Here is a 19,623-nt window from a genome sequence, read left to right on the forward strand (position 1 = left end):
GACAGCAGTGCCCCCGGCAGGATTCGAACCTGCGACACCGGCTTTAGGAGAGCCGTGCTCTATCCCCTGAGCTACGAGGGCGGTTGGCGTCTTCGACTACGTGACGAACCCCTCCGATGAGGAGTGAATTCAGCGGCGTCTTGGACGTCGGGGTGCCTGGTCGCGCCACGACGACGGCGTCGTGTTGTCGACTGCGGCAGGGTGTGAGTGTATCCGGGTTGACAAGGGTCACATGCGGCTCGGTCCATCAGGCGCGCATACTCAGGCGTCGTAGTGCGGCATCGGCACCGCACCCTTGAGACTGCAACGTCGATTGTCAGATCGCGACGATACGGATCAGATCTTCGAGCCCACAAAAATGGGCCGCGTTCCGACTGTAGAGATCTGGCCGACGATCGCGCGTGCCAATTTCCGAATGTCACCTCAAATATCTTGGACGATCGACCCGTCAACGTCGGCGCGGAACTGAGGATGATCAATACGCACGGGTGCGCTGGCCAGCGCCGCGACCTCGTCGCGAGGGATGAATGTGCGGCGAACGGCCCGCAGCGGGCGAAGTTCGGCCACCGGTTCTCCGTCGCGCGTCACGACGAACGTTGCGCCCGCCGCTACCGCGTCGAGAACCTTCGCGTTGTCGTCCCGGAGATGTTGCTGGGCGATCCTTCTGGCCATGGCGCAATCCTCTGCTGCGAAGAACGACTTCGGCAAGCGTCATTTCGTGCTCGCGCGCCACGCTTGGCCTCGCGCTAAAGCTCCTTTAGGACCTGGACTCGTATCCGCATCAAAGTCACCGCAGCTCCGCGATCACCTTGCCGAAGTTGTCCATGTGGTTGTCCTGGACGGTAAACGAGGTGACGCCATATTTGTCGCGGTATCCGGCCAACGTGTCGGCCATCTCGCCCGGCGATCCGGTCAGCACCGAAGTCAGCTGCAGCAACTCGGAGTCGGATAGCTCGGATGCATACCTGCGGGTGAGCGACAAGTCGGGCATGGTCTCGCCCTCGGCCGGCAGAGCGGTGATCGCGAGGTTCAGCTCCAGAGGATCAAAGCGGCCCCCGGCGGCGTTGCGGACGAACTCGATGCGCTCGGCCAGCGGGTCGTCGGCGTCGCGCACTCTGGAACCGGTCAGCCCGATGATGTCGGCGTGCTGAGCTGCCAGCGTCAGCACTCGGTCGCCATTGCCCGCGATCAGGATCGGTGTCGTCGGGTGGTGCTGCTTCAGGTATGCCGTCATGTGCTCGAGGTAGTCGACCCGGGCTCCGGCGCTGGGATACGGCAGCTCGGCGGCCTCGAACTCCTCTCGGACATAACCAGTGCCCAGCCCGATCTCCAGACGGCCGTCGCTGAGCCGGTCCACCGCTGAAAGGTCTCGGCTCAGCAGGGCGGGCTTGTAGAAAGCGGCGTTGAGCACATACATGCTCAGCCGGATCGTGGTGGTCACCATCGCCACCGCGGCCAGCGTCGGCATGGGCGCCGCGGCGCCGAGATGGTCAGGCACGCAGAGGACGTCGAACCCGAGGTCTTCGGCGCGCTTAGCCTTCTCCTCCAACGCCGCGCGAGATTTGAAGAAGCGCATGCTGACCGCGAAGCGGAAATCCTTGGCCACCGACAACCTCCGTTAAACGAGCTAAGTAACACTTACCAGGATCGCGCCGCGGCCACCAAGCCGTCGACCAGGCTGATGGTGATCGGTGCCCAGCCGTCGGCTGCCGGGTGACTGCGTGGGCTCAATCCCCGGACCCGGACCGACAGCTCTAGCTGCGTCCCGCCGCCGCGCACGCGGTTGACCGGATTGTCCGGATGCAGCCCGCGCAGTTCAGTGGGCATGGCGTCCAGATCGGTGATGACTTGGTACCCGGGCAGTTCTAGGTGCCGCGCCACGTGGGCGGCCAGGGTGCGGTTGCGCCCCCCGGCCAGTAGCTGGGTGCCGCGTCCGGTGCGCCCGTACCCGTGCAGGGAAATGGCGACGTCCACATGTTCCACAAACTCGGCCAGTCGCGGTGACTCGCTCGGATCGAAACGAGCCGACGGCAGATGATGCGGGTAACGGTCGGGATGGCGCAGCACATACACCGACGCCCCGGCCGCCTCGGCCGCACGTTCGGCGATCGCGTCGGTCATCTGCTCGAGGCCGCCGCCGTGAATGGCAAGAAAGCCGAACCGCGACCGCAGCGTGCTCGCCTCGACGACGCCCGGCTCGGTCAACAACGCCGAAAGTGATTGCGGCCCAAGGCCAGACGCGGCGAGTGGGCGCGGCCAGTGTGCCGGGTCCCAGCGATGCAGAAAGTCAACCCAGCTTTGCGGGAGCCCATGGTGCACGGCGCCGTCGATGATCCGCGGCAGATAACCCGGCCGCGGCGGACCCGGAGTCACCCGATGGTCGATGTAGACCCACGCCGGTGCCGGCCCGACGTCGGTGTGCACCGTCATCCGGTCACGCCGATAGCGAACCGGGACGCCCTCGGCGCTGTCCAGAACCGCCAGATCGTGGTCGGACACCTGCCACAGCACGCCGTGCACCTGATTGCCGAGGAACGGTTCGACGGTGGCGACGCCGCGCTCGTTGATCAGCCAGTCGTGATCGTTGAGCACCGCAGGTCGCGGATCTCTTGCGTCGGGGCAGCGCGCCGCCATTTGACGGACGCACAGGTTGGAACCGTATGCGAAATAAGAATGGCGGAGGGCCGGCATTCAGCCCGTCACCGCGTGCGAAATATTCTGAACCAAGCCCGCGAGCCTCCACGTACGACGACGTTTCTATCCTGCCCTATGGTCCGGCCTGCAGGCACGAAGCCTTCTTCAACACGGCCCTGCGGCGGTTCGAGGACAGTTTGCGACCGCCTGGTGATCGACCCTAATTGCATGTGCTAGAACAACTTTCCCACGCGCCGTAGACTCCGACGGCATGGCTGGCGTTCCACTCGATGCGCAGGAGCGTTTTGAACTTTGTGATCTTCTCGACGAGCTCGGGCCATCCGCTCCCACGCTGCTCGACGGGTGGACGACGCACGATCTCGCGGCCCACATCGTGCTGCGCGAACGCGATCTCGTTGCTGGTCCTTGCATCGTGCTACCCGGTCCCTTCCAACGGTTCGCCGAAGGCCGCAGGACAAGGTTGGCCACGAACAGGGACTTTGGCTGGCTCATTGCGCGGATCCGGTCCGGGCCGCCCGTCGGGTTGTTTCGCATCGGCTGGGTCCGTGCGTTGGCGAATCTCAACGAGTTCTTTGTTCATCATGAAGACGTTCGCCAAGCCAACGGGCGAGGACCTCGCAGCCTCACGCCGGCACTGGAGGCTGCTTTGTGGCGAAACGTTAGCCGTGGCAGCCCCTACTTGAGTCGGCGGCTACATGGTTGCGGTCTCGAGATTGAGTGGGATGGAACCAACGAGTTGGCGACGGCTCGACGCGGCGAACCGACGGCTCGGCTCAGTGGTGCACCAGGCGAGCTTCTCCTGTATCTCTTTGGGCGCCAGGGGGCGGCACAAGTCGAAGTGAGCGGATCGCCGGATGCCGTTGCGGCAGTGCGTAGCACGCACTTTGGCATGTGAATTGCTACTGCATCTTCAGCCGGTCACCGTCAGAAAGATCAGCACGACGTTGAGCAGGCTCACCATTACCGCGACCGCCCAACCTAGGGCGGTGGTGACCGGATGGTTGGTGTCGGTGCCCATCAGCTTGCGGTTGCTGGTCAGCCGGACCAGGGGAAGCACCGCGAACGGTATTCCGAAGGACAGCACCACCTGGGAGAGCACCAACGTGCGGGTGGGGTCGAAGCCCAGCGCCAACACCGCCACCGCGGGGCACAGCGTAATCAAACGACGCGCGAGCATGGGAACCGACCGATGCAGCAAACCCTGCATGATCATCGCACCGGCATAGGCGCCTACCGACGACGACGCCAGCCCGGACGCGAGCAGCCCGATCGCGAACAGCACCGCGATGGTGGCGCCCAGGGTGTCGTGGATGGCGGTGTAAGCGCCCTCGATGGAGCCGGTCGCGCCGTGGTTCTGCAGGTTGATCGCGGCGACCAGTAGCATCGCCGCGTTCACCGTTCCGGCGACCGCCATCGCCAAAACCACGTCCAACCTGGTGACTTGCAGCAGATGACGTCGGTGCCGGCCTTCGTCGGGATGCCCATGACGGTCGATGGCCAGGCCCGAATGCAGGTACACCGCGTGCGGCATCACGGTGGCACCCAGGATGGCGGCGGCCAGCAACACCGTCTCGGTGCCCCGGAACCGCGGCAGCAGGCCGCCGAGCACGTCGCCCGGCGGGGGAGTGGCGACGAAGAAGCTGGCCGCAAAGCCTACCGCGATGATCAGCAACAGCCCGGTGATGACGCGTTCGAAGATCAGCTGGCCGCGACGGTCCTTGATCGTCAGCAATACCAGCGAGACCGCCCCGGTGATCACCCCGCCTACCAGTAACGGCAGGTTGAACAGCACGTGCAAGGCAATCGCCCCGCCAATCATTTCGGCGACGTCGGTCGCCATCGCCACGAGTTCGGCCTGCACCCAAAAAGCCAGCCGCAGTGGACGGCTCATCTGCTTGCCGATCGCCTCGGGCAACGAGCGGCCGGTAACCAGCCCGAGCTTCGCCGACAGGTATTGCACCAGGCCGGCCAGCACATTGGCCACGACGATCACCCACAGCAGCAGGTAGCCGTACTGCGCGCCGGAGCTAACGTTGGCCGCGACGTTTCCGGGATCGACATAGGCGATGGCGGCGACGAACGCCGGACCGAGCAGGTACCAGCGCGTCTTGAGCGACGTCTGAGTGCCCTGCGCCAACGTTTCGACCCTCGATTTCGTAGACCCGGATAGAAAAGTGAGGTTAGCCGAAGCATGGCGAGCAGACGCAAAAGCCCATGATTCTGGCTAGAAAGAGGAGCTTATGCGTCTGCTCGCCAGAGGCCGCGCCCAGTCACCAGGGGCAGGTCGAGGGTCGTCCGGATACCGGGGTCGGCGGCCACCACAGCCGGAATCGCGTTGACGATCCGCATCGCGGTCGCCACCAACCCGGCATGGTTGTGGTCGCCGTTGGGACTGCTCAGGCAGATGTCCATGGCGTAGGACGGTTCGCCGGTGATTTCGATGCGGTAGCACCCGCCCGGCTGGGCGGGCTGTGGCCAATCCGGGCACAGGTCTTCGCGCAGCCGGGTGACGTGTTCGAGCACGACGGCGGCCTGGCCGTCGACCATCCCGCGCACCTCGAACCGCACCGCCGCCGCGCTGCCTTCGGGAATGTGACCCGAGGCGATGTCGAAGGCCTCCGGTGCCGGTTCCCGCACATAGCTTTCGGTGACCTCGTCGAGCGAAATACCAAGGCCTGCAGCGATTTGGCGCACCACCGATCCCCAGGCCAGGCTCAGCACCCCGGGCTGCAGCAGCATTGGGATATCGTCCATCGGCTTGCCGAAGCCCATCACGTCGAACATGACGACGGCGCTGTCGTACGTCGCGTAGTCGACGATCTCCATGCAGCGCACCTGCTGGATGCTCTGGCAGGTGCCGGCCAATGCCAGCGGCAACAGGTCGTTGGCGAATCCAGGATCGATGCCGTTGACATACAGACTCGAATTGCCTTCGCGGGCAGCATCTTCCAGTGGAGTGATGAGTTCCTCCGGCAGCACCTGCCACGGCCACTGCAAGAAGACCGGCCCGCTGCCGACGATGTTGATCCCGGCTGCCAGGACACGCCGGTAGTCCTCCAGCGCCTCGGGCAACCGGTTGTCGGCCATGGCGTTGTAGACGGCACATTGCGGGCCGGTGGCCAGCACGGCGTCCAGGTCGGTGCTGGCTTTCACGCCGGTCGAAGTATCGAGTCCGGCGATTTCTCCGGCGTCCTTGCCCGCCTTGGCATCTGACGACACCCAGACGCCGGTGAGCTCGAATTCCGGGTTCGTGATGAGCGCGCGCAGCGAGTGGACGCCGACGTTGCCGGTGCCGAGCTGGACGACGGGTATGGCCATGGCGTGCTCCTTAGGGTAAGGACCGCGAGCAGACGCAAAATCACCCTGAAACGATACGTTTCGGGTGATTTTGCGTCTGCTCGCGCATCATAGGTCGGGGACGGGGATGTCGAGGTTGGGGAACGTGAGGCCGCCGTCGACCTCGAGCGTCTTGCCGGTCAGGAAGCTGCCGGCCGGGGAGGCCAAATAGACTGCGGCGGCTGCGATGTCGACGGGATCGCCGAGGCGACGCATCGGGGTCACCTTCTCCATCGGTTCGCGCAGCTCGTCGTTGGCGGCCACCACGTCGAGTGCGGAGGTCAGAATCGACCCGGGCGCAATGGCGTTGACCCGGATACGTGGACACAGGTCAAGCGCCGCCAGCCGGGTGTAGTGCGACAGCGCCGCCTTCGCGGTGCCATAGGCGGCGAAGCCGCGTCCGGCCAGCCGGCCCATGGTGGAGGTGATGTTGATGATGCTGCCGCCGCCGGAGTGCTGCAGCATCAGCGGGACGGCGGCGACGGTCAAGGCGTGGGCGGTGGCCACATTGAAGGTGAACGCGTCCTTGAGGTCCTTGACCGAGGTGGTCAGCAACGTGTTCGGCATGGTGCCACCGACGTTGTTGACGACGATGTCGAGTTTTCCGAACGCCTCGACGGCCTCGCCGGCCAGCTGCGCGGTGGCGTCGGGATGGGCCAGGTCGGCGGCGACGGCATGGACCCGTCGGCCGGTGGCCCGGACCTGTTCCGCGACGGCGTCTAGTTGAGATTGCGTTCGCGACGCGATGACCACGTCGGCACCCGCCTCGGCGAAGGCCACTGCGATGGCCGCACCCAGCCCGCGTCCGCCACCGGTGATGACGGCGACTTTGTCGTCGAGACGGAACCTGTCGAGGATCATTGCGGCCTCTCTTTTTCAGTCGTCGGCCGAACCGGAAGCATGCCTGACCGTTCGGATAGACAGCATTTTTGTAACAGGTTCTAGTTTGGCACATGGCTGGCGACCGCATTCGACGACGGCCGCAAGAAAGTGTCGCCCGGCGAAACTATCGAACTTGCAACGGTCCTCATGTAACGTCGGGGCGTGCGAGAAGACGGCTGCCTGGCAAAGCCGCGGAAGAGGAGCCGCGGCCAACCTGTTTCATTTCGACCGTAAGGAAGTAGATTGAAACTCAAACGATTTGGCGTCGCGCTCAGTGTCCTGGCAATTGGCGCGCTGGTGTTGTCAGGGTGTGGCAGCGACAAAAATGCAAGTGGTGGAAGCGGGGCGTCGGGCTCGCCGTCGGCGGGTGGCGGCAATGTCAATGTCACCTGCGGCGGTAAGGCGACCTTGAAGGCGAGCGGGTCAACCGCCCAGGCCAACGCCATGACGCTCTTCACCAAGGCTTTCGAACAGGCCTGCTCCGGTCAGTCGCTGAACTACACGCCCAACGGTTCGGGCGCCGGAGTCAAAGAGTTCACCGGCAACCAGACCGATTTCGGCGGCTCGGACGTGCCGCTGAGCAAGGAAGAGGCCGCTGCGGCGCAGCAGCGCTGCGGCTCGCCGGCGTGGGACCTGCCCGTGGTGTTCGGCCCGATTGCGGTGACGTTCAACCTGAACACCGTCAACTCGTTGAACCTGGACGGCCCGACGCTGGCAAAGATCTTCAACGGCGCCATCAAGACGTGGAACGACCCGGCAATTCAAGAGCTGAACAAGGGCTTCACGCTGCCCGGTGAGCCGATTCACGTCATCTTCCGCAACGACGAGTCGGGCACCACGGACAACTTCCAGAAGTACCTGGAGGCGGCCTCCAATGGCGCATGGGGCAAGGGCGCCGGCAAGACGTTCAAGGGCGGCGTCGGTGAGGGCGCCAAGGGCAACGAGGGCACCTCGGCGGCCGTCAAGTCCACCGAAGGTTCAATCACCTATAACGAGTGGTCCTTCGCGCAGGGGCAGAAGCTGAATATGGCCAAAATCGTCACGTCGGCCGGTCCGGATGCGGTGGCGATCAGCGCCGAGTCGGTCGGGAAAACGATTTCCGGGGCCACCATCTCGGGCCAGGGTAACGACCTGGTGATCGACACCAATTCGTTCTACAAGCCGGCTCAGGCGGGCTCTTACCCGATCGTGCTGGCGACCTATGAGATCGTCTGCTCGAAGTATCCGGACGCCCAGGTCGGCAAGGCCGTCAAGGCCTTCCTGCAGACCACCATCGGCCCCGGCCAAAACGGCTTGGGCGACAACGGTTACGCCCCGATTCCGGACAGTTTCAAAGCGAGGCTGTCGACTGCGGTCAACGCCATCGCCTGAGTCATGGCCCGAGGACCGCTAGCCAGGCCGCATCGCCCGAGCGTGGCGAAGCCTGCGCTAGCGGCTCCCGATGCACGCGCCGCGCGACGTGGGGACCGGCTGTTCAAGTTGGCCGCTGGAACAGCCGGTTCCACCATCGTCATCGCGATCGTGCTGATCGCGGTATTCCTGCTGATGCGTGCGGTCCCGTCGTTGCGGGTGAATCACGCCAACTTCTTCACCAGTCCGCGATTCGACACCACTGACGCCAACCACCTGGCGTTCGGTATCCGCGACTTGTTCATGGTCACGGTGCTCAGTTCGATTTGCGCGCTGGTGTTGGCGGTGCCCATCGCCATCGGGATCGCGGTGTTCCTCACCCAATACGCGCCGACAAGGTTGTCGCGACCCTTTGCCGCCATGGTGGATCTGCTGGCCGCGGTGCCGTCGATCATCTTCGGCCTCTGGGGAATCTACGTGCTGGGACCGAAGCTCGAGCCGCTCGCCACATTCCTGAACCGCCACCTGGGGTGGTTGTTCCTGTTCAAGCAGGGCAACGTATCCATGGCGGGCGGTGGCACCATCTTCACTGCCGGCATCGTGCTCTCGGTGATGATCTTGCCGATCGTCACCTCGGTATCGCGAGAAGTGTTCCGGCAAACCCCGCCAATGCAGATCGAAGCCGCGCAGGCGCTGGGCGCGACCAAGTGGGAAGTCATCCGAATGACCGTGCTGCCCTTCGGTCGCAGCGGCGTGATCGCGGCATCGATGCTGGGCCTGGGCCGCGCGCTGGGTGAGACCGTGGCCGTGTTGGTCATTCTGCGCTCGTCCGCGCAGCCGGGACGGTGGTCCCTGTTCGACGGCGGTTACACCTTCGCTTCCAAGATCGCTTCCGCCGCATCGGAATTCAGCCAGCCACTGCCCACCGGGGCGTACATTTCCGCGGGGTTCGCGCTGTTCGTCCTGACCTTCGTGGTCAATGCCGTGGCTCGCGCAATCGCCGGTGGGAAGGTCAACGGATGAGTGCCGACCTACTCAATCGGCCGGTGAAGGCGGCGGTGTTTCGGCCCCTGAGCACCCGGCGGCGGATCGAAAACAGCCTTGCCACAACGTTTTTCCTCGGGTCGTTCGTCGTCGCACTGATCCCGCTGGTCTGGCTGCTGGGGGTGGTGGTGATCCGGGGCTGGTATGCCGTCACCCGCGCGGGCTGGTGGACCCACTCCCTGGCCGGCGTCGTGCCCAAACAGCTGGCCGGCGGTGTGTACCACGCCATCTACGGGTCCCTGGTGCAGTCTGGGGTGGCCGGCATTCTGGCCGTACCCCTCGGCGTGATGACCGCGGTGTACCTGGTGGAGTACGGTTCTGGCCGGCTGGCCCGGGTGACCACGTTCATGGTCGACGTGCTCGCCGGGGTGCCGTCGATCGTGGCCTCCCTGTTCATCTTCAGCCTGTGGATCGCCACCGTGGGATTTCCGCAGAGCGCCTTCGCGGTGTCGCTGGCGCTGGTCTTGCTGATGTTACCGGTGGTGGTCCGGGCCACCGAGGAGATGCTCCGGCTGGTGCCCGACGAACTGCGAGAAGCCAGCTACGCGTTGGGGATTCCGAAATGGAAGACGATTGTGCGGATCGTCTTCCCCATCGCGATGCCGGGCATCGTCGCCGGCATTCTGCTGGCGCTCGCGCGCGTGCTGGGTGAAACCGCGCCCGTGTTGGTGCTCGTCGGCTACAACCAATTGATCAACTACGACATTTTCAACGGCAACATGGCCTCGCTCCCGCTGTTGATCTACACCACGCTCACCGACCCGTGGGAAGCCAGTAACCAGCGGCGCTGGGGCGCGGCGCTGACTCTGATCATCATCATGGCGCTGATCAGCCTGACCGCTGCTGCGATCCGCTTCGTGGCAACCCGACGGCGTCGCTAGCCGGTTACGGCTTGAGCTTCAGCACCCGGCCGTTACCGCGGTCGGCGACGTAAACGTTTCCGTCCTTATCCACCGCCACCGACAGCGGCGTGTTGAGTCCCTCGAACGGCAACTCGGTCGAGGTGCTCGCGCCCGCGGCCAGCTTCAGCACCCGGTTGTTGTCGTGTTCAGTGACGTAGACATTGCCGACTTTGTCCACCGCGATCCCCCACGGTGCCGACAGGCCGGTGAAGGGCAGGACGGACTGGTTGCTCGTGCCGGCGTCCAGTCGCAGCACCCGGTTGTTGTCGGTGTCGGTGACGTAGACGTTGCCGTTGCTGTCCACGGCCACCCCGTCGGGGTTCTTGAGCCCGTCGAACGCGAGCACGATCTGGTTGGTGGACCCCGGCTCCAACTTCACCACCCGGTTGTTGCCGCGGTCAGCGACATAGACAGAGCCCTGGGCATCCACCGCCACACCCTCGGGGTAGTTCAGGCCTTGGAACGGCATGTCGCTCTGATTGTTTGACCCGGCCCCCAACGAGACCACCCGGTTGTTGAAGTCGCTGACGTAGATCTTGCCGGCGCTGTCCACCGCCACGCCCTGTGGCTCGTACAGACCGGAGAACGGCTTCACCGTCGGCGCGCTCGATCCGGCGGCTAACGTCACCACCCTGCCCTTCATGCCCTGGTTGGTGACGTACACGGTGCCCGAACTGTCCACCGCCACGCCGCCGGGGGAGAGCCGGAAGTTCAGATCTTTGAACGGCAGTACCTGCTGTTTTCCCTGCGGCTCGGCTCCCGGCCCGGCATTGTGGTCCGACCCGCCGAACGCAAACACGGCGACCAACACGATCGCGAGCAGGAGCGCCGCGACGCCACCGGCGATCAGCAGCAACTTCTTGTTGTCGCGGGGCTTGCCGGTGGGCTGGAACGACTGGCCTGGTGGTGTGTATGGACCGGGCGTGGCGACTCCGGGTTGGCTGGGCCAGCCGCCGGCGGCCACCGGGTGGGCCTGGGTCCGTTGGTCGGAAGCCTGCCCGGTATCCATCGCCGCCGGACGCATCATGGTCTGTTCCCCGCCGGTCGAGTATTGCGCCGCCGGACGCATCATGGTCTGGTCGCCGGTCGAGTATTGCGGCGTCGGTCCCATCGCCGTCGGGGCCGGATAGTCCCCCGAGGGGTGCTGGGCGTAAGAACCCGGGGGCTGTTGAGGGTGCGGCCCCGACGTCTGCTGCGGATAGCCACCCGAGACCTGTTGTGGATAACCACCGGAGACCTGTTGCGGGTAGCCCCCCGAGGGCTGCTGTTGGTAGCCGCCCGAGGAGTGCTGTGCGTGGGCACCCGAGCCACCAAAACTGTTCCAGGCCAAACCCGGGTCGACAACCGGGGCCATCAGGGTTTCGTTGTCGCCCTGGCGCAGAATGGTCGCTTCTTGACGTTGCTCGGAAGTCGTCAACGCGTCGTGCGCGGCGTCGGCCAGGTCGCCGCAACTGAGGTAGCGGTCGAGCGGGTTCTTGGCCATGCCTTTGGCGATCACGTCGTCCAAGGCCGCCGGCACCCTGCCCGGCCGAATCTGGCTGGGACGCGGCGCGGGCTCCATCAGATGTGACGCGATCAGTCGTTCCACGCTCTGGGCCGAATACGGCGGTGAACCGGTCAAGCACTCGTCCAGCACACAGGCCAGCGCATAGATGTCGGCACGATAGGTGACCTCGGTGTCGCCGAACCTTTCCGGGGCCATGTAGTTGTACGTGCCCACGGCTGTGCCGGTCTGGGTCAGCCCGGGGTCAGAGGCGGCCCGGGCGATGCCGAAGTCCACCAGATAGGCAAAGTCCTGGTTGGTGACCAGAATGTTTTCCGGCTTGACGTCGCGGTGGGTGACACCGGCGCTGTGCGCGGCGTCGAGCGCGGCGGCGATTTGGCGGATGATCGCCACCGCTCGTGCCGGGGCCATCGGACCGGTCTGCGTCAAAATGTGCCGCAGCGAGACGCCGTCGATCAGGCGCATCTCTACGTAGAACTGCCCGTCGATCTCGCCGTAGTCATGGATCGGCACAATGTGCGGCTCGGTCAACCGCCCGGCGGTGTCGGCCTCGCGCTGCATCCGAGCACGAAACACCGAATTGTCGGAGTACTGCGACGAAATCAGCTTGAGCGCCACTACCCGGCGCTTACGGGTGTCCTCGGCTTCATAGACCTCGCCCATCCCGCCGCGACCTATGAGACGCACCAACTTATAGGGCCCGAACTGGGATCCCTCCCGCGAAACGGCGTTACTCACCGTCGACGCTCCCTTCACCAGCCACCTGATCCGGGCGGCCAGAACAAGCCCTCGGAAAACCGCTGGTTACCACACGGTAAATCCTTGGCGACCAGCGTGCCCAGAGAATCGGATTACTCACAGTGAATTCTGAAAACTCTCCAAACAGTTGCAAGCGCGCAACACCAACTCCCATCAGGTGGTCGCACGTCCAAACCCGTTGTGCGCAGGGTACTTTGGTTGGTTATGAGATGCTGTTGACCGCCGGCACCAGTTTTGATTGCAATGAGCTCGGCAGCGGAATGTAGCCGTACTCGTCCAGGCCATTTTGGCCGTCGCCAATTGTGGCCTGCATAAACGCCTTAACCGCCGCGCCGGTGGGGCCATCGGGGTACTTCGAGCAGACGATCTCGTAGGTCACCAGCACGATCGGGTACGAGCCGCTTTGGTGCGGCTTGTAGAACGACGACGTGTCCACCACCAGGTCGTTGCCCTGCCCCTTGAAGGTCGCCCCCGAGATCGTCTTGCCGACCGTATCCGGGGTGATCGCCACCGGATCGGGACCCGCCGAGGTGATGATCAGCGCCCGGTTCAGCTGATGGCCCTCGGCGAACGACCACTCGTTGTAGGTGATCGACCCGTCAGTTCGTTTCAGAGCCTGCGACGTGCCGTCATTGCCGGCGGCGCCTTCACCGACGCCGCCGTTGAACGTCTTTCCGGCGCCCTTACCCCAGGCGCCGTTGGAAGCCGCGTCCAGGTATTTCTGGAAGTTGTCGGTGGTGCCGGACTCGTCGGAGCGGAACACGACGTGAATGGGCGTCGACGGCAGGTTGGTGCCGGAGTTGAGCGACTTGATCGCCGGGTCGTCCCACTTGGTGATGCCGCCGTTGAAGATCCTCGCCAGGGTGGGCCCGTCCAGATTCAGTGAGCTCACGCCGTTGATGTTGTAGGTGACCGCGATGGGACCGAACACCACGGGCAAGTCCCAAGCCGGCGATCCGCAGCGCTCCGCCGCCCGGTCGGGCTCACCTTTGCCCGGATCCATCGGCGAGTCCGACCCGGCCAGATCTACCTGCCCACCGATGAACGCCTTCATCCCGGCGCCCGAACCGTTGGCGTTGTAGTCGAGCGTGTAGCCGGGGCAGGCGTGGATGTAGGCATAGACGAATTGCTCGATCGCGTTCTTTTGCGCGGTCGAACCGGCGGCATGCAATTTCTTCTTGCCACCGCAGTTCACCGGGACTGCGGGAGTGGTGGATTTTGACGCCGACGGGTTGTTCGAGTTTCCGCCGCAAGCCGATAACACCAGTGTGCCGGCGACTACCAGACTTAGTGCGGTGCCAGATCGAGCGAACTTCACGGGACTCCTAAATTCAGGATCGGCAGCACGATGAGCTTACGGGAATCGACGCCGCCTTGGTTAGGACTTCGATGTCTGTTTCGGTCGGGTCTTCTTGGCCCCGTTAGCAGAAGCAGCCTTTTTTGCGGTGGTCTTCTTCGCGGGGCTCTTTTTCGCCGGTTTGCTGGAACCCGAGCGGGCCCGGACGCTGGCTTCCAGCTTGGCGAGCAGATCGGAGACGTCTTCGGCCTCGTCCAGCTCGGTCGGTTTCTCCTCGGCGGTAAAGGCTTCCCCACCTTCGAGTTTCGCGTCGACCAGTTCCTGCAACTGCTCCTGATAGGTGTCGTGGTAGCGGTCCGGGTTGAAGTCGTCGGCCATCGACTCGACCACCTGCCCGGCCATCTTGAGTTCTGCGGGCTTGATATCGACCTTCTTGTCCAGCACGGGGAAATCGGGGTCGCGGATCTCGTCGGGCCACAACAAGGTGTGTATCACCATCACGTCGCGCTTGCCGAAGTCCTTGACGCGCAACGCCGCTAGCCGAGTCTTGTTGCGCAGCGTGAAATGCACTATCGCCATGCGGTCGGTCTCGCTGAGCGTCTTGGCCAGCAGCACATAGGATTTGGACGACTTGGAATCCGGCTCCAGGAAGTAGCTGCGGTCGAACAGCATCGGGTCGACCTCGCTGGCGGGGACGAATTCCAGAACCTCGATCTCGCGGCTGCGCTCTTCGGGCAATGTGGCGATGTCGTCGTCGGTGATCACCACCATCCGCCCGTCGGGGGATTCGTAGGCCCGGGCGAGGTCGCTGTATTCGACGACTTCGCCGCACACCTCGCACACCCGCTTGTATCGGATGCGCCCGTTGTCCTTGGCGTGCACCTGATGGAACTTGATGTCGTGGTCCTCGGTGGCGCTGTACACCTTAACTGGGACGTTTACCAGCCCGAAGGCGATCGAACCCTTCCAGATGGAGCGCATGGTGCCAGTATGCCCAGGTAATGCCGAGCAAACGCAAAAGCTGCCAATTCGTGCCGAATTTGGGAGCTTTTACACCTGTTCGGCGAGTTAGGCTCCGGCGCGCGAGACCGTCACGGCCGACGCCGCAGTGGCTGCCTCAATGGCCGCGGTCAGCGCATCCAGCCCGATCCCGCGTAGCGCGGCGCGCCGTTCGCCGCCCAACAAGCCCTGCGACCACAGCGTGTCGAGCAGGCCGACCATGAACGCGTCGCCGGCGCCCACGGTGTCCACCACCTGCACTGGCCGCGCGGGCACCCGGGCCTCACCGGCCGCGCAGAACGCCACCGCACCCTGCTCACCGAGGGTCAGCACGACGACCGCGGGCCCGGAGGCCAGCCAAGTCTGCGCGGTCATCTCCGGCGGATGGTTGGGTTGCAGCCAGCGCAGGTCGTCGGCGCTGGCCTTGACGACGTCGCAGCGTTCGACGAGATGCTCGATGCGTTCCCGGGCCAGGTCCCGATCGACGATCAGCGACGGCCGCACGTTGGGATCGAAGGTCAGGGTCGCCGAGACGCGGTAGGTGTCGAGCAGGGCGGCGACGGCCAGGCAGCCCGGCTCGCGCACCGCCGCGATGGATCCGGTGTGCACGAAAAGCGGCGGTGTGACCGGCGGTATGCCGGACAGCTCCCAGTCCAGATCGAACACATAGCTGGCCGATCCGTCGGCGGCCACTGTCGCGGTGGCGCTCGGCGTCCGAGAAGCCGAGATGCTGCTCGGAAGAAGTTGCGCCCCAGCGGATTTCACGTATTCAGCGATGCGTCGGCCGGCTGCGTCGTTGCCGATGTGGGTCAGCAGATCGACACCACGGCCCAGCCGGGCCAATCCCACTGCGACGTTCAACGGACTGCCGCCGACATGGTCGTGCCCGTCGACGGTGTCGATCAGCGCTTCACCGATCACCAGTCCGCGGGTCATGGTGCCTCCCGGTCTAACAACATCTCCAGGGTTGCCCGCGCACCGCGGGTGTGCAACGAATCCAGCGCCCAGAGATATGCCGCAACGAATCGGGGGTGCTGCGCCAGATCTCCGAACACCGCCGTGACCTCGATGAACGCGATGCGGTGCTGGTGCTGCGACCGGGCGATCGGCACCAGCGAGTCTGCCAGCTGGTCCACCACCTCGATCGGTTCGCCCCGCTCGTCGACCCCCTCGGCGTAGCGGGCCCAGCTGGCCACCGTCGCTGCAGCCAGGCGAACCTGCCGATCGCCGGCAAGATTGTCGCGGATCACCGGCAGCAGCCACTTCGGGATGCGGTCCGACGAGTAGGCGCACAGCCTTGCCACCGTGTCGCGTATCCCCGGGTTGGCGAAACGCTCGACGAGTGCGCGGCTGTAGTCGTGCAGATCGATCCCGGGCACCGGCGGCAATGTTGGAATGGCCTCGAAATCGAAATAGGCGAGCAGGAATTCGACGAACAACGGGTCGCGCGCCGCGTCGTGGACAAACTCGAAGCCACACAGATGCGCGAAGTAGCACAGGCATTGATGCCCCGCGTTGAGCAGCCTCAGCTTCATCAACTCGTACGGGCGGACATCGTCGACCAACAGCACGCCGGCCTGTTCCAACGGCGGTCTGCCGTCCGCGAAGTCGTCTTCGACGACCCAGCTGCTGAAGGCCTCGGCCACCACCGGCCACCGGTCGGCTATGCCGAACTCGCGCCGGACCTCGGCAGCTATTTCCGGTGTTGTGGCCGGGGTGATTCGGTCCACCATCGAACTGGGGAACCGGGCGTATTCCGCTATCCATTCGCCGAGACCGGGATACCGATGCTCGGCGTGTGCGAGGACGACCCGCCGCGTGATTTCACCGTTGCTCTCGATGTTGTCGCACGACAGAATCGTCGGTGCGGCGATCCCTCGGTCGCGGCGCCTGGCCAGAGCCTCGGTGATCAAGCCGAACGCGGGCCCGTCTGGATCGCGGTAGCCGCCCTCGGTGATAGTCAGCGAAATGATCCGGGTGGTTGCCGCGGCCAGCAACTCGATCACCGCCTCCGGATCGTCGGGCGCATAGCGGTAGTCGATGATCGAGCCGATCACTTGTGCGTCTCGGCTTCCGTCCGGGTTCTGCAGAATCAGCGTGTAGAGCCCCTCCTGGTCACGCAACACGTCGCGCATTGGCCAGTCGGCGGGCAACACCCCTATCCCACAGATGCCCCACTCGCGCCCCAACCCGACCTGCAGCAACCGGTCGATGTACATGGCCTGATGGGCTCGGTGAAAGTGACCGGTTCCGATATGCGCGATACCGACGCGGATGCCGCCGCGGTCGTAGTCAGGCGTGGTGATCGTCATCTTGGTCAGCGCTGCATCGTCGAGGTTGAAGTCCGGCGACTATAACCAGTCGATGCGGAGTCGCGGAGGCCTACCTGAGCGAGGAACGTCCACGTGCGGTGGTCGGCAACATCAGCACATCGGCCAGAGCGCGCCACGAGTCGGTGATGGCGACCGCGCCGGCATCGATCAATTGTGCACGGCGGCAAGCACGTTCGTCAGGTAACACGAACATCAGGTTCCCGACGGTGGCGTATCCGGCTGCCACCGCCGACCTCACGCCGGCCACGGAGTCTTCGATGGCCAGACCTTGTTCGGCTTGGACGCCCAGGGCCTGGCCGCAGTGCAGATACACCGCCGGGTCGGGTTTGCTCGTCGGCACCGGGAGCGAATCCTCCGCGCTGAAAGTCACCGACTCCGATATCAGTGAGTCGAGACCGGTGGCAGCGAAGCAGGCGTGCAGACGCTTGCTCGCGCTGGAGCTGACGGCCGCGAGAGCGTAGTGCGTTGCCAGGTCTCGCAACGGTTCCAGCACCTGCGGATCGGGTGTCAAGGTGACAGCCAGATGAGCGGTGACTTGCTCGCGCTCTTGACGCACCCACTGCTCGAGTTCGTCGGCGGACAACGCGTTGCCGCTCACCAGGTCGCTGGCCGAAGCGATCACCGCGGCGGGACGGCCCTGGGCCAGGGCCCGATCGAGCGGCACCTCGCACTGCACCGCCAAGTCGAGGGCGGTGGTACGGAAGTTCTTCCCGACGGCCCGCTTACGCAACTCATCCGAGCTGAGCGGCGCCGTCACGCCGAATCGTGCCAAGAAACGATTCGTCACCTCCGTCGATGCGTCGAAGGCCGGCCTTTCCGACGGAAACAGGTTGTCGTCGGCGTCGCAGAGCAAGGTGGTTATCGCTGCGGGGTCGAATTGCCGGACAAATGTGATGGGCTGGTTCATTGCAACACCAGCTCCCGCGTGTCGTCCCGCAACGATCGGCGCAGTGTCGGTGTCACACCATGCTCATCGATGTCGGCGATCATGGCGCCGAGGCGCTCGGTGAAGCCGGGAATCAGGCGTAGGTCGGCGAGGATCTCGTACCGCAGCAACGGACGAGGATCATTGCCACCCATGGTCGCCAACTTGGTGAGCAATCCCGACTCCGGGTCATCGACGTGGATCTTGCCACCGTTGAGGTCGTAGCCGCGCAGATACCGGGCCCACCCGGCCAGGGCCAGCATCAGCAGAGTGTGCGGTCTGTCCTGCGCGATCGCCTCGTGCAAGGACGGCAGCAGAAACGACGCCATCTTCGTCGAGCCGCGGCGAGCCAAGCGCGACAACTGGTCGCTCAAAAGGGGATTGCCCAGCCGGGTGAGCAACGTATGGCGATAACCGGGTGTGTTCATCCCCGGCACCGCCGGTAGCAGCGGTTGGATCTCGTCGCGCATGAGCTGCTCGACGTAGTCAAAGATGACCGGGTCGCTCATCGCTTCGGCGGTGCGCTGGTAGCCGGCCAGCGTGGCCAAACATGCGACCGCGATATGGGTTCCGTTGAGCAGACGGGTCTTGACCAGCTTGTGGTCGCTGACATCGGTCACGAACTCGGCACCGACCTCGTGCAGCGGCGGACGGCCGTCGCTGAAGATGTCCTCGATGACCCACTGGCAATGCGGCTCGGTCAGCACTGGCAACTTGTCGGCGATGCCGAACGTGTCCGCGACGAATTGCCGCTCGGAGTTCGACGTCTGCGGGGTGATGCGGTCGACCATGGTCGACGGGAATGCGACGTGTGTGTCGATCCAGCGAGCAAGACCGGGGTCTCGCAGAGCCGCGAACGACACCAGCGCCGTTCGCGCCGCCTGGGTGTTGTCGGAGATGTTGTCGCAGCAGAGCACCGTAAACGGGGCAGTGCCGGCACGGCGACGCTGCTCGAGTGCCTCGGCGAGGTAAGCCCACGCGGTGGCAAAGCTATTCGACGCGACGAGATCGGCACGCACGTCTGGATGGTCGGCGTCGAACTCACGCGTAACCGGATCGAGGAAGTACCCGTTGTCGGTAATCGTCAGGCTGACGACACGGGTTTGCGGGTCAGCCAGCGCCGCACGCACCGCGGGGTTGTCGTTCGGTGCGAAGTGGTAGGAGCCGATCGAGCCGACGACGCGGGCCGTCTGGCGGTCATGGCCGCGCTGTACAACGGTGTAAAGCCCATCCTGAGCCGACAGCAGATCTTTGACGTCGCGGGAGCGCAGACTGACGCCGGTGACCCCCCATTCCTGGGAAATGCCCGAGCGGGCAAGGTCATCGAAGTAGACGGCCTGGTGTGCACGATGAAAGTTGCCCGCTCCGATGTGAACAACACCGGGCTGGAGGGCCGACCTGTCATAGGTTGGCACGTCTATCCGCGGAGAATGCAGGGGTAATGTGGCGTCGCTCAGCGGAACCCCACTGCTGCAGCCCTCGGCGACGACACTCGTCAAGTGGTTGGCGTAGCGCATCGGTCGCCGAACATACCCATCGTGCAGGCCGTCGCAAAGCGACAGCGCACCGTGGCGGCCTATCTTGCTGGCGTCAACAGCCGTTTAGCCGATGTGGTGAAATGCGCCACATGGACGGCG

General features: G+C 64.6%; 17 protein-coding genes and 1 tRNA gene. 4 read left to right on the forward strand and 14 right to left on the reverse strand.

Annotation, left to right across the window (positions count from 1 at the left end):
• Positions 1–8: 8 nt before the first annotated feature.
• The 4 genes from AC5Y2L_RS26565 to AC5Y2L_RS26580 form a co-directional block, all read right to left on the reverse strand.
• Positions 9–81 (reverse strand) — tRNA-Arg (locus AC5Y2L_RS26565).
• A 342-nt stretch (positions 82–423) separates the two neighbouring features.
• Complete coding sequence (locus AC5Y2L_RS26570; RefSeq protein ID WP_499937841.1) at positions 424–672, reverse strand: type II toxin-antitoxin system Phd/YefM family antitoxin; 249 nt, start codon at positions 670–672, stop codon at positions 424–426.
• A gap of 115 nt (positions 673–787) precedes the next feature.
• Positions 788–1,612 (reverse strand): LLM class F420-dependent oxidoreductase, encoded by an 825-nt coding sequence (locus AC5Y2L_RS26575; protein WP_499937842.1) that lies wholly within the window; start codon positions 1,610–1,612, stop codon positions 788–790.
• A 26-nt stretch (positions 1,613–1,638) separates the two neighbouring features.
• The gene (locus AC5Y2L_RS26580) at positions 1,639–2,691 is read right to left on the reverse strand and encodes a poly-gamma-glutamate hydrolase family protein (RefSeq protein WP_499937844.1); all 1,053 of its coding nucleotides are present in this window, start codon (positions 2,689–2,691) and stop codon (positions 1,639–1,641) included.
• A 214-nt stretch (positions 2,692–2,905) separates the two neighbouring features.
• On the opposite strand from AC5Y2L_RS26580, the gene AC5Y2L_RS26585 reads away from it, so the two are divergent.
• Positions 2,906–3,550: a TIGR03085 family metal-binding protein gene (locus tag AC5Y2L_RS26585; protein ID WP_499937845.1), complete on the forward strand. Its 645-nt coding sequence runs from the start codon at positions 2,906–2,908 to the stop codon at positions 3,548–3,550.
• Positions 3,551–3,565: 15 nt separating this feature from the next.
• Here the strand turns inward: AC5Y2L_RS26585 and AC5Y2L_RS26590 are convergent, their stop codons facing one another.
• From AC5Y2L_RS26590 to AC5Y2L_RS26600, 3 genes are all read right to left on the reverse strand, one after another.
• Entirely contained in the window at positions 3,566–4,792 is a 1,227-nt protein-coding gene (locus AC5Y2L_RS26590; protein WP_499937847.1) for an Nramp family divalent metal transporter, read from the reverse strand.
• Between the two features lie 101 nt (positions 4,793–4,893).
• Entirely contained in the window at positions 4,894–5,973 is a 1,080-nt protein-coding gene (locus tag AC5Y2L_RS26595) for an NAD(P)H-dependent amine dehydrogenase family protein (protein WP_499937849.1), read from the reverse strand.
• 87 nt (positions 5,974–6,060) lie between these two features.
• Positions 6,061–6,852 carry an SDR family oxidoreductase gene (locus AC5Y2L_RS26600; protein ID WP_499937851.1) on the reverse strand — a complete coding sequence of 264 codons (792 nt, stop codon included), beginning with the start codon at positions 6,850–6,852 and terminating at the stop codon, positions 6,061–6,063.
• A 264-nt stretch (positions 6,853–7,116) separates the two neighbouring features.
• On the opposite strand from AC5Y2L_RS26600, the gene pstS (AC5Y2L_RS26605) reads away from it, so the two are divergent.
• The 3 genes from pstS (AC5Y2L_RS26605) to pstA are packed head-to-tail and all read left to right on the forward strand — an operon-like array spanning position 7,117 to position 10,148.
• Positions 7,117–8,244, forward strand: coding sequence for a phosphate ABC transporter substrate-binding protein PstS (pstS, locus tag AC5Y2L_RS26605; RefSeq protein ID WP_499937853.1), 1,128 nt, complete (start codon positions 7,117–7,119; stop codon positions 8,242–8,244).
• A gap of 3 nt (positions 8,245–8,247) precedes the next feature.
• Positions 8,248–9,246 carry a phosphate ABC transporter permease subunit PstC gene (pstC, locus tag AC5Y2L_RS26610; protein ID WP_499937855.1) on the forward strand — a complete coding sequence of 333 codons (999 nt, stop codon included), beginning with the start codon at positions 8,248–8,250 and terminating at the stop codon, positions 9,244–9,246.
• Positions 9,243–10,148 carry a phosphate ABC transporter permease PstA gene (gene pstA, locus AC5Y2L_RS26615; protein WP_499937856.1) on the forward strand — a complete coding sequence of 302 codons (906 nt, stop codon included), beginning with the start codon at positions 9,243–9,245 and terminating at the stop codon, positions 10,146–10,148. The genes pstC and pstA overlap by 4 nt, the downstream gene beginning before the upstream one ends.
• Before the next feature lie 4 nt (positions 10,149–10,152).
• On the opposite strand, the gene AC5Y2L_RS26620 is transcribed toward pstA, so the two are convergent.
• The 7 genes from AC5Y2L_RS26620 to AC5Y2L_RS26650 form a co-directional block, all read right to left on the reverse strand.
• Positions 10,153–12,411 (reverse strand): serine/threonine-protein kinase PknD, encoded by a 2,259-nt coding sequence (locus tag AC5Y2L_RS26620; RefSeq protein WP_499937858.1) that lies wholly within the window; start codon positions 12,409–12,411, stop codon positions 10,153–10,155.
• A gap of 223 nt (positions 12,412–12,634) precedes the next feature.
• Positions 12,635–13,750, reverse strand: coding sequence for a phosphate ABC transporter substrate-binding protein PstS (gene pstS, locus AC5Y2L_RS26625; protein ID WP_499937860.1), 1,116 nt, complete (start codon positions 13,748–13,750; stop codon positions 12,635–12,637).
• 60 nt (positions 13,751–13,810) lie between these two features.
• Entirely contained in the window at positions 13,811–14,710 is a 900-nt protein-coding gene (gene ku, locus AC5Y2L_RS26630) for a non-homologous end joining protein Ku (RefSeq protein ID WP_499937862.1), read from the reverse strand.
• An 87-nt stretch (positions 14,711–14,797) separates the two neighbouring features.
• The gene (locus AC5Y2L_RS26635) at positions 14,798–15,664 is read right to left on the reverse strand and encodes a carbohydrate kinase family protein (RefSeq protein ID WP_499937864.1); all 867 of its coding nucleotides are present in this window, start codon (positions 15,662–15,664) and stop codon (positions 14,798–14,800) included.
• Complete coding sequence (locus AC5Y2L_RS26640; protein WP_499937866.1) at positions 15,661–17,040, reverse strand: mannitol dehydrogenase family protein; 1,380 nt, start codon at positions 17,038–17,040, stop codon at positions 15,661–15,663. The genes AC5Y2L_RS26635 and AC5Y2L_RS26640 overlap by 4 nt, the downstream gene beginning before the upstream one ends.
• Positions 17,041–17,110: 70 nt before the next feature.
• Positions 17,111–17,968, reverse strand: coding sequence for an HAD family hydrolase (locus AC5Y2L_RS26645; RefSeq protein WP_499937868.1), 858 nt, complete (start codon positions 17,966–17,968; stop codon positions 17,111–17,113).
• Positions 17,965–19,503 (reverse strand): mannitol dehydrogenase family protein, encoded by a 1,539-nt coding sequence (locus AC5Y2L_RS26650; RefSeq protein ID WP_499937870.1) that lies wholly within the window; start codon positions 19,501–19,503, stop codon positions 17,965–17,967. Before AC5Y2L_RS26650 ends, AC5Y2L_RS26645 begins: the two co-directional genes overlap by 4 nt.
• Positions 19,504–19,623 lie beyond the last annotated feature (120 nt).

Source organism: Mycobacterium sp. NGS66 (assembly GCF_059812225.1).

Bases quoted from the DNA above. Each gene is read 5' to 3' on its own strand.
- AC5Y2L_RS26570 (WP_499937841.1), bottom strand. From the start codon at position 672: ATGGCCAGAAGGATCGCCCAGCAACATCTCCGGGACGACAACGCGAAG.
- pstA (WP_499937856.1), top strand. From the start codon at position 9,243: ATGAGTGCCGACCTACTCAATCGGCCGGTGAAGGCGGCGGTGTTTCGG.
- AC5Y2L_RS26585 (WP_499937845.1), top strand. From the start codon at position 2,906: ATGGCTGGCGTTCCACTCGATGCGCAGGAGCGTTTTGAACTTTGTGAT.
- ku (WP_499937862.1), bottom strand. From the start codon at position 14,710: ATGCGCTCCATCTGGAAGGGTTCGATCGCCTTCGGGCTGGTAAACGTC.
- AC5Y2L_RS26595 (WP_499937849.1), bottom strand. From the start codon at position 5,973: ATGGCCATACCCGTCGTCCAGCTCGGCACCGGCAACGTCGGCGTCCAC.
- pstC (WP_499937855.1), top strand. From the start codon at position 8,248: ATGGCCCGAGGACCGCTAGCCAGGCCGCATCGCCCGAGCGTGGCGAAG.
- AC5Y2L_RS26635 (WP_499937864.1), bottom strand. From the start codon at position 15,664: ATGACCCGCGGACTGGTGATCGGTGAAGCGCTGATCGACACCGTCGAC.
- AC5Y2L_RS26580 (WP_499937844.1), bottom strand. From the start codon at position 2,691: ATGCCGGCCCTCCGCCATTCTTATTTCGCATACGGTTCCAACCTGTGC.
- AC5Y2L_RS26650 (WP_499937870.1), bottom strand. From the start codon at position 19,503: ATGCGCTACGCCAACCACTTGACGAGTGTCGTCGCCGAGGGCTGCAGC.
- AC5Y2L_RS26645 (WP_499937868.1), bottom strand. From the start codon at position 17,968: ATGAACCAGCCCATCACATTTGTCCGGCAATTCGACCCCGCAGCGATA.
- AC5Y2L_RS26600 (WP_499937851.1), bottom strand. From the start codon at position 6,852: ATGATCCTCGACAGGTTCCGTCTCGACGACAAAGTCGCCGTCATCACC.
- AC5Y2L_RS26640 (WP_499937866.1), bottom strand. From the start codon at position 17,040: ATGACGATCACCACGCCTGACTACGACCGCGGCGGCATCCGCGTCGGT.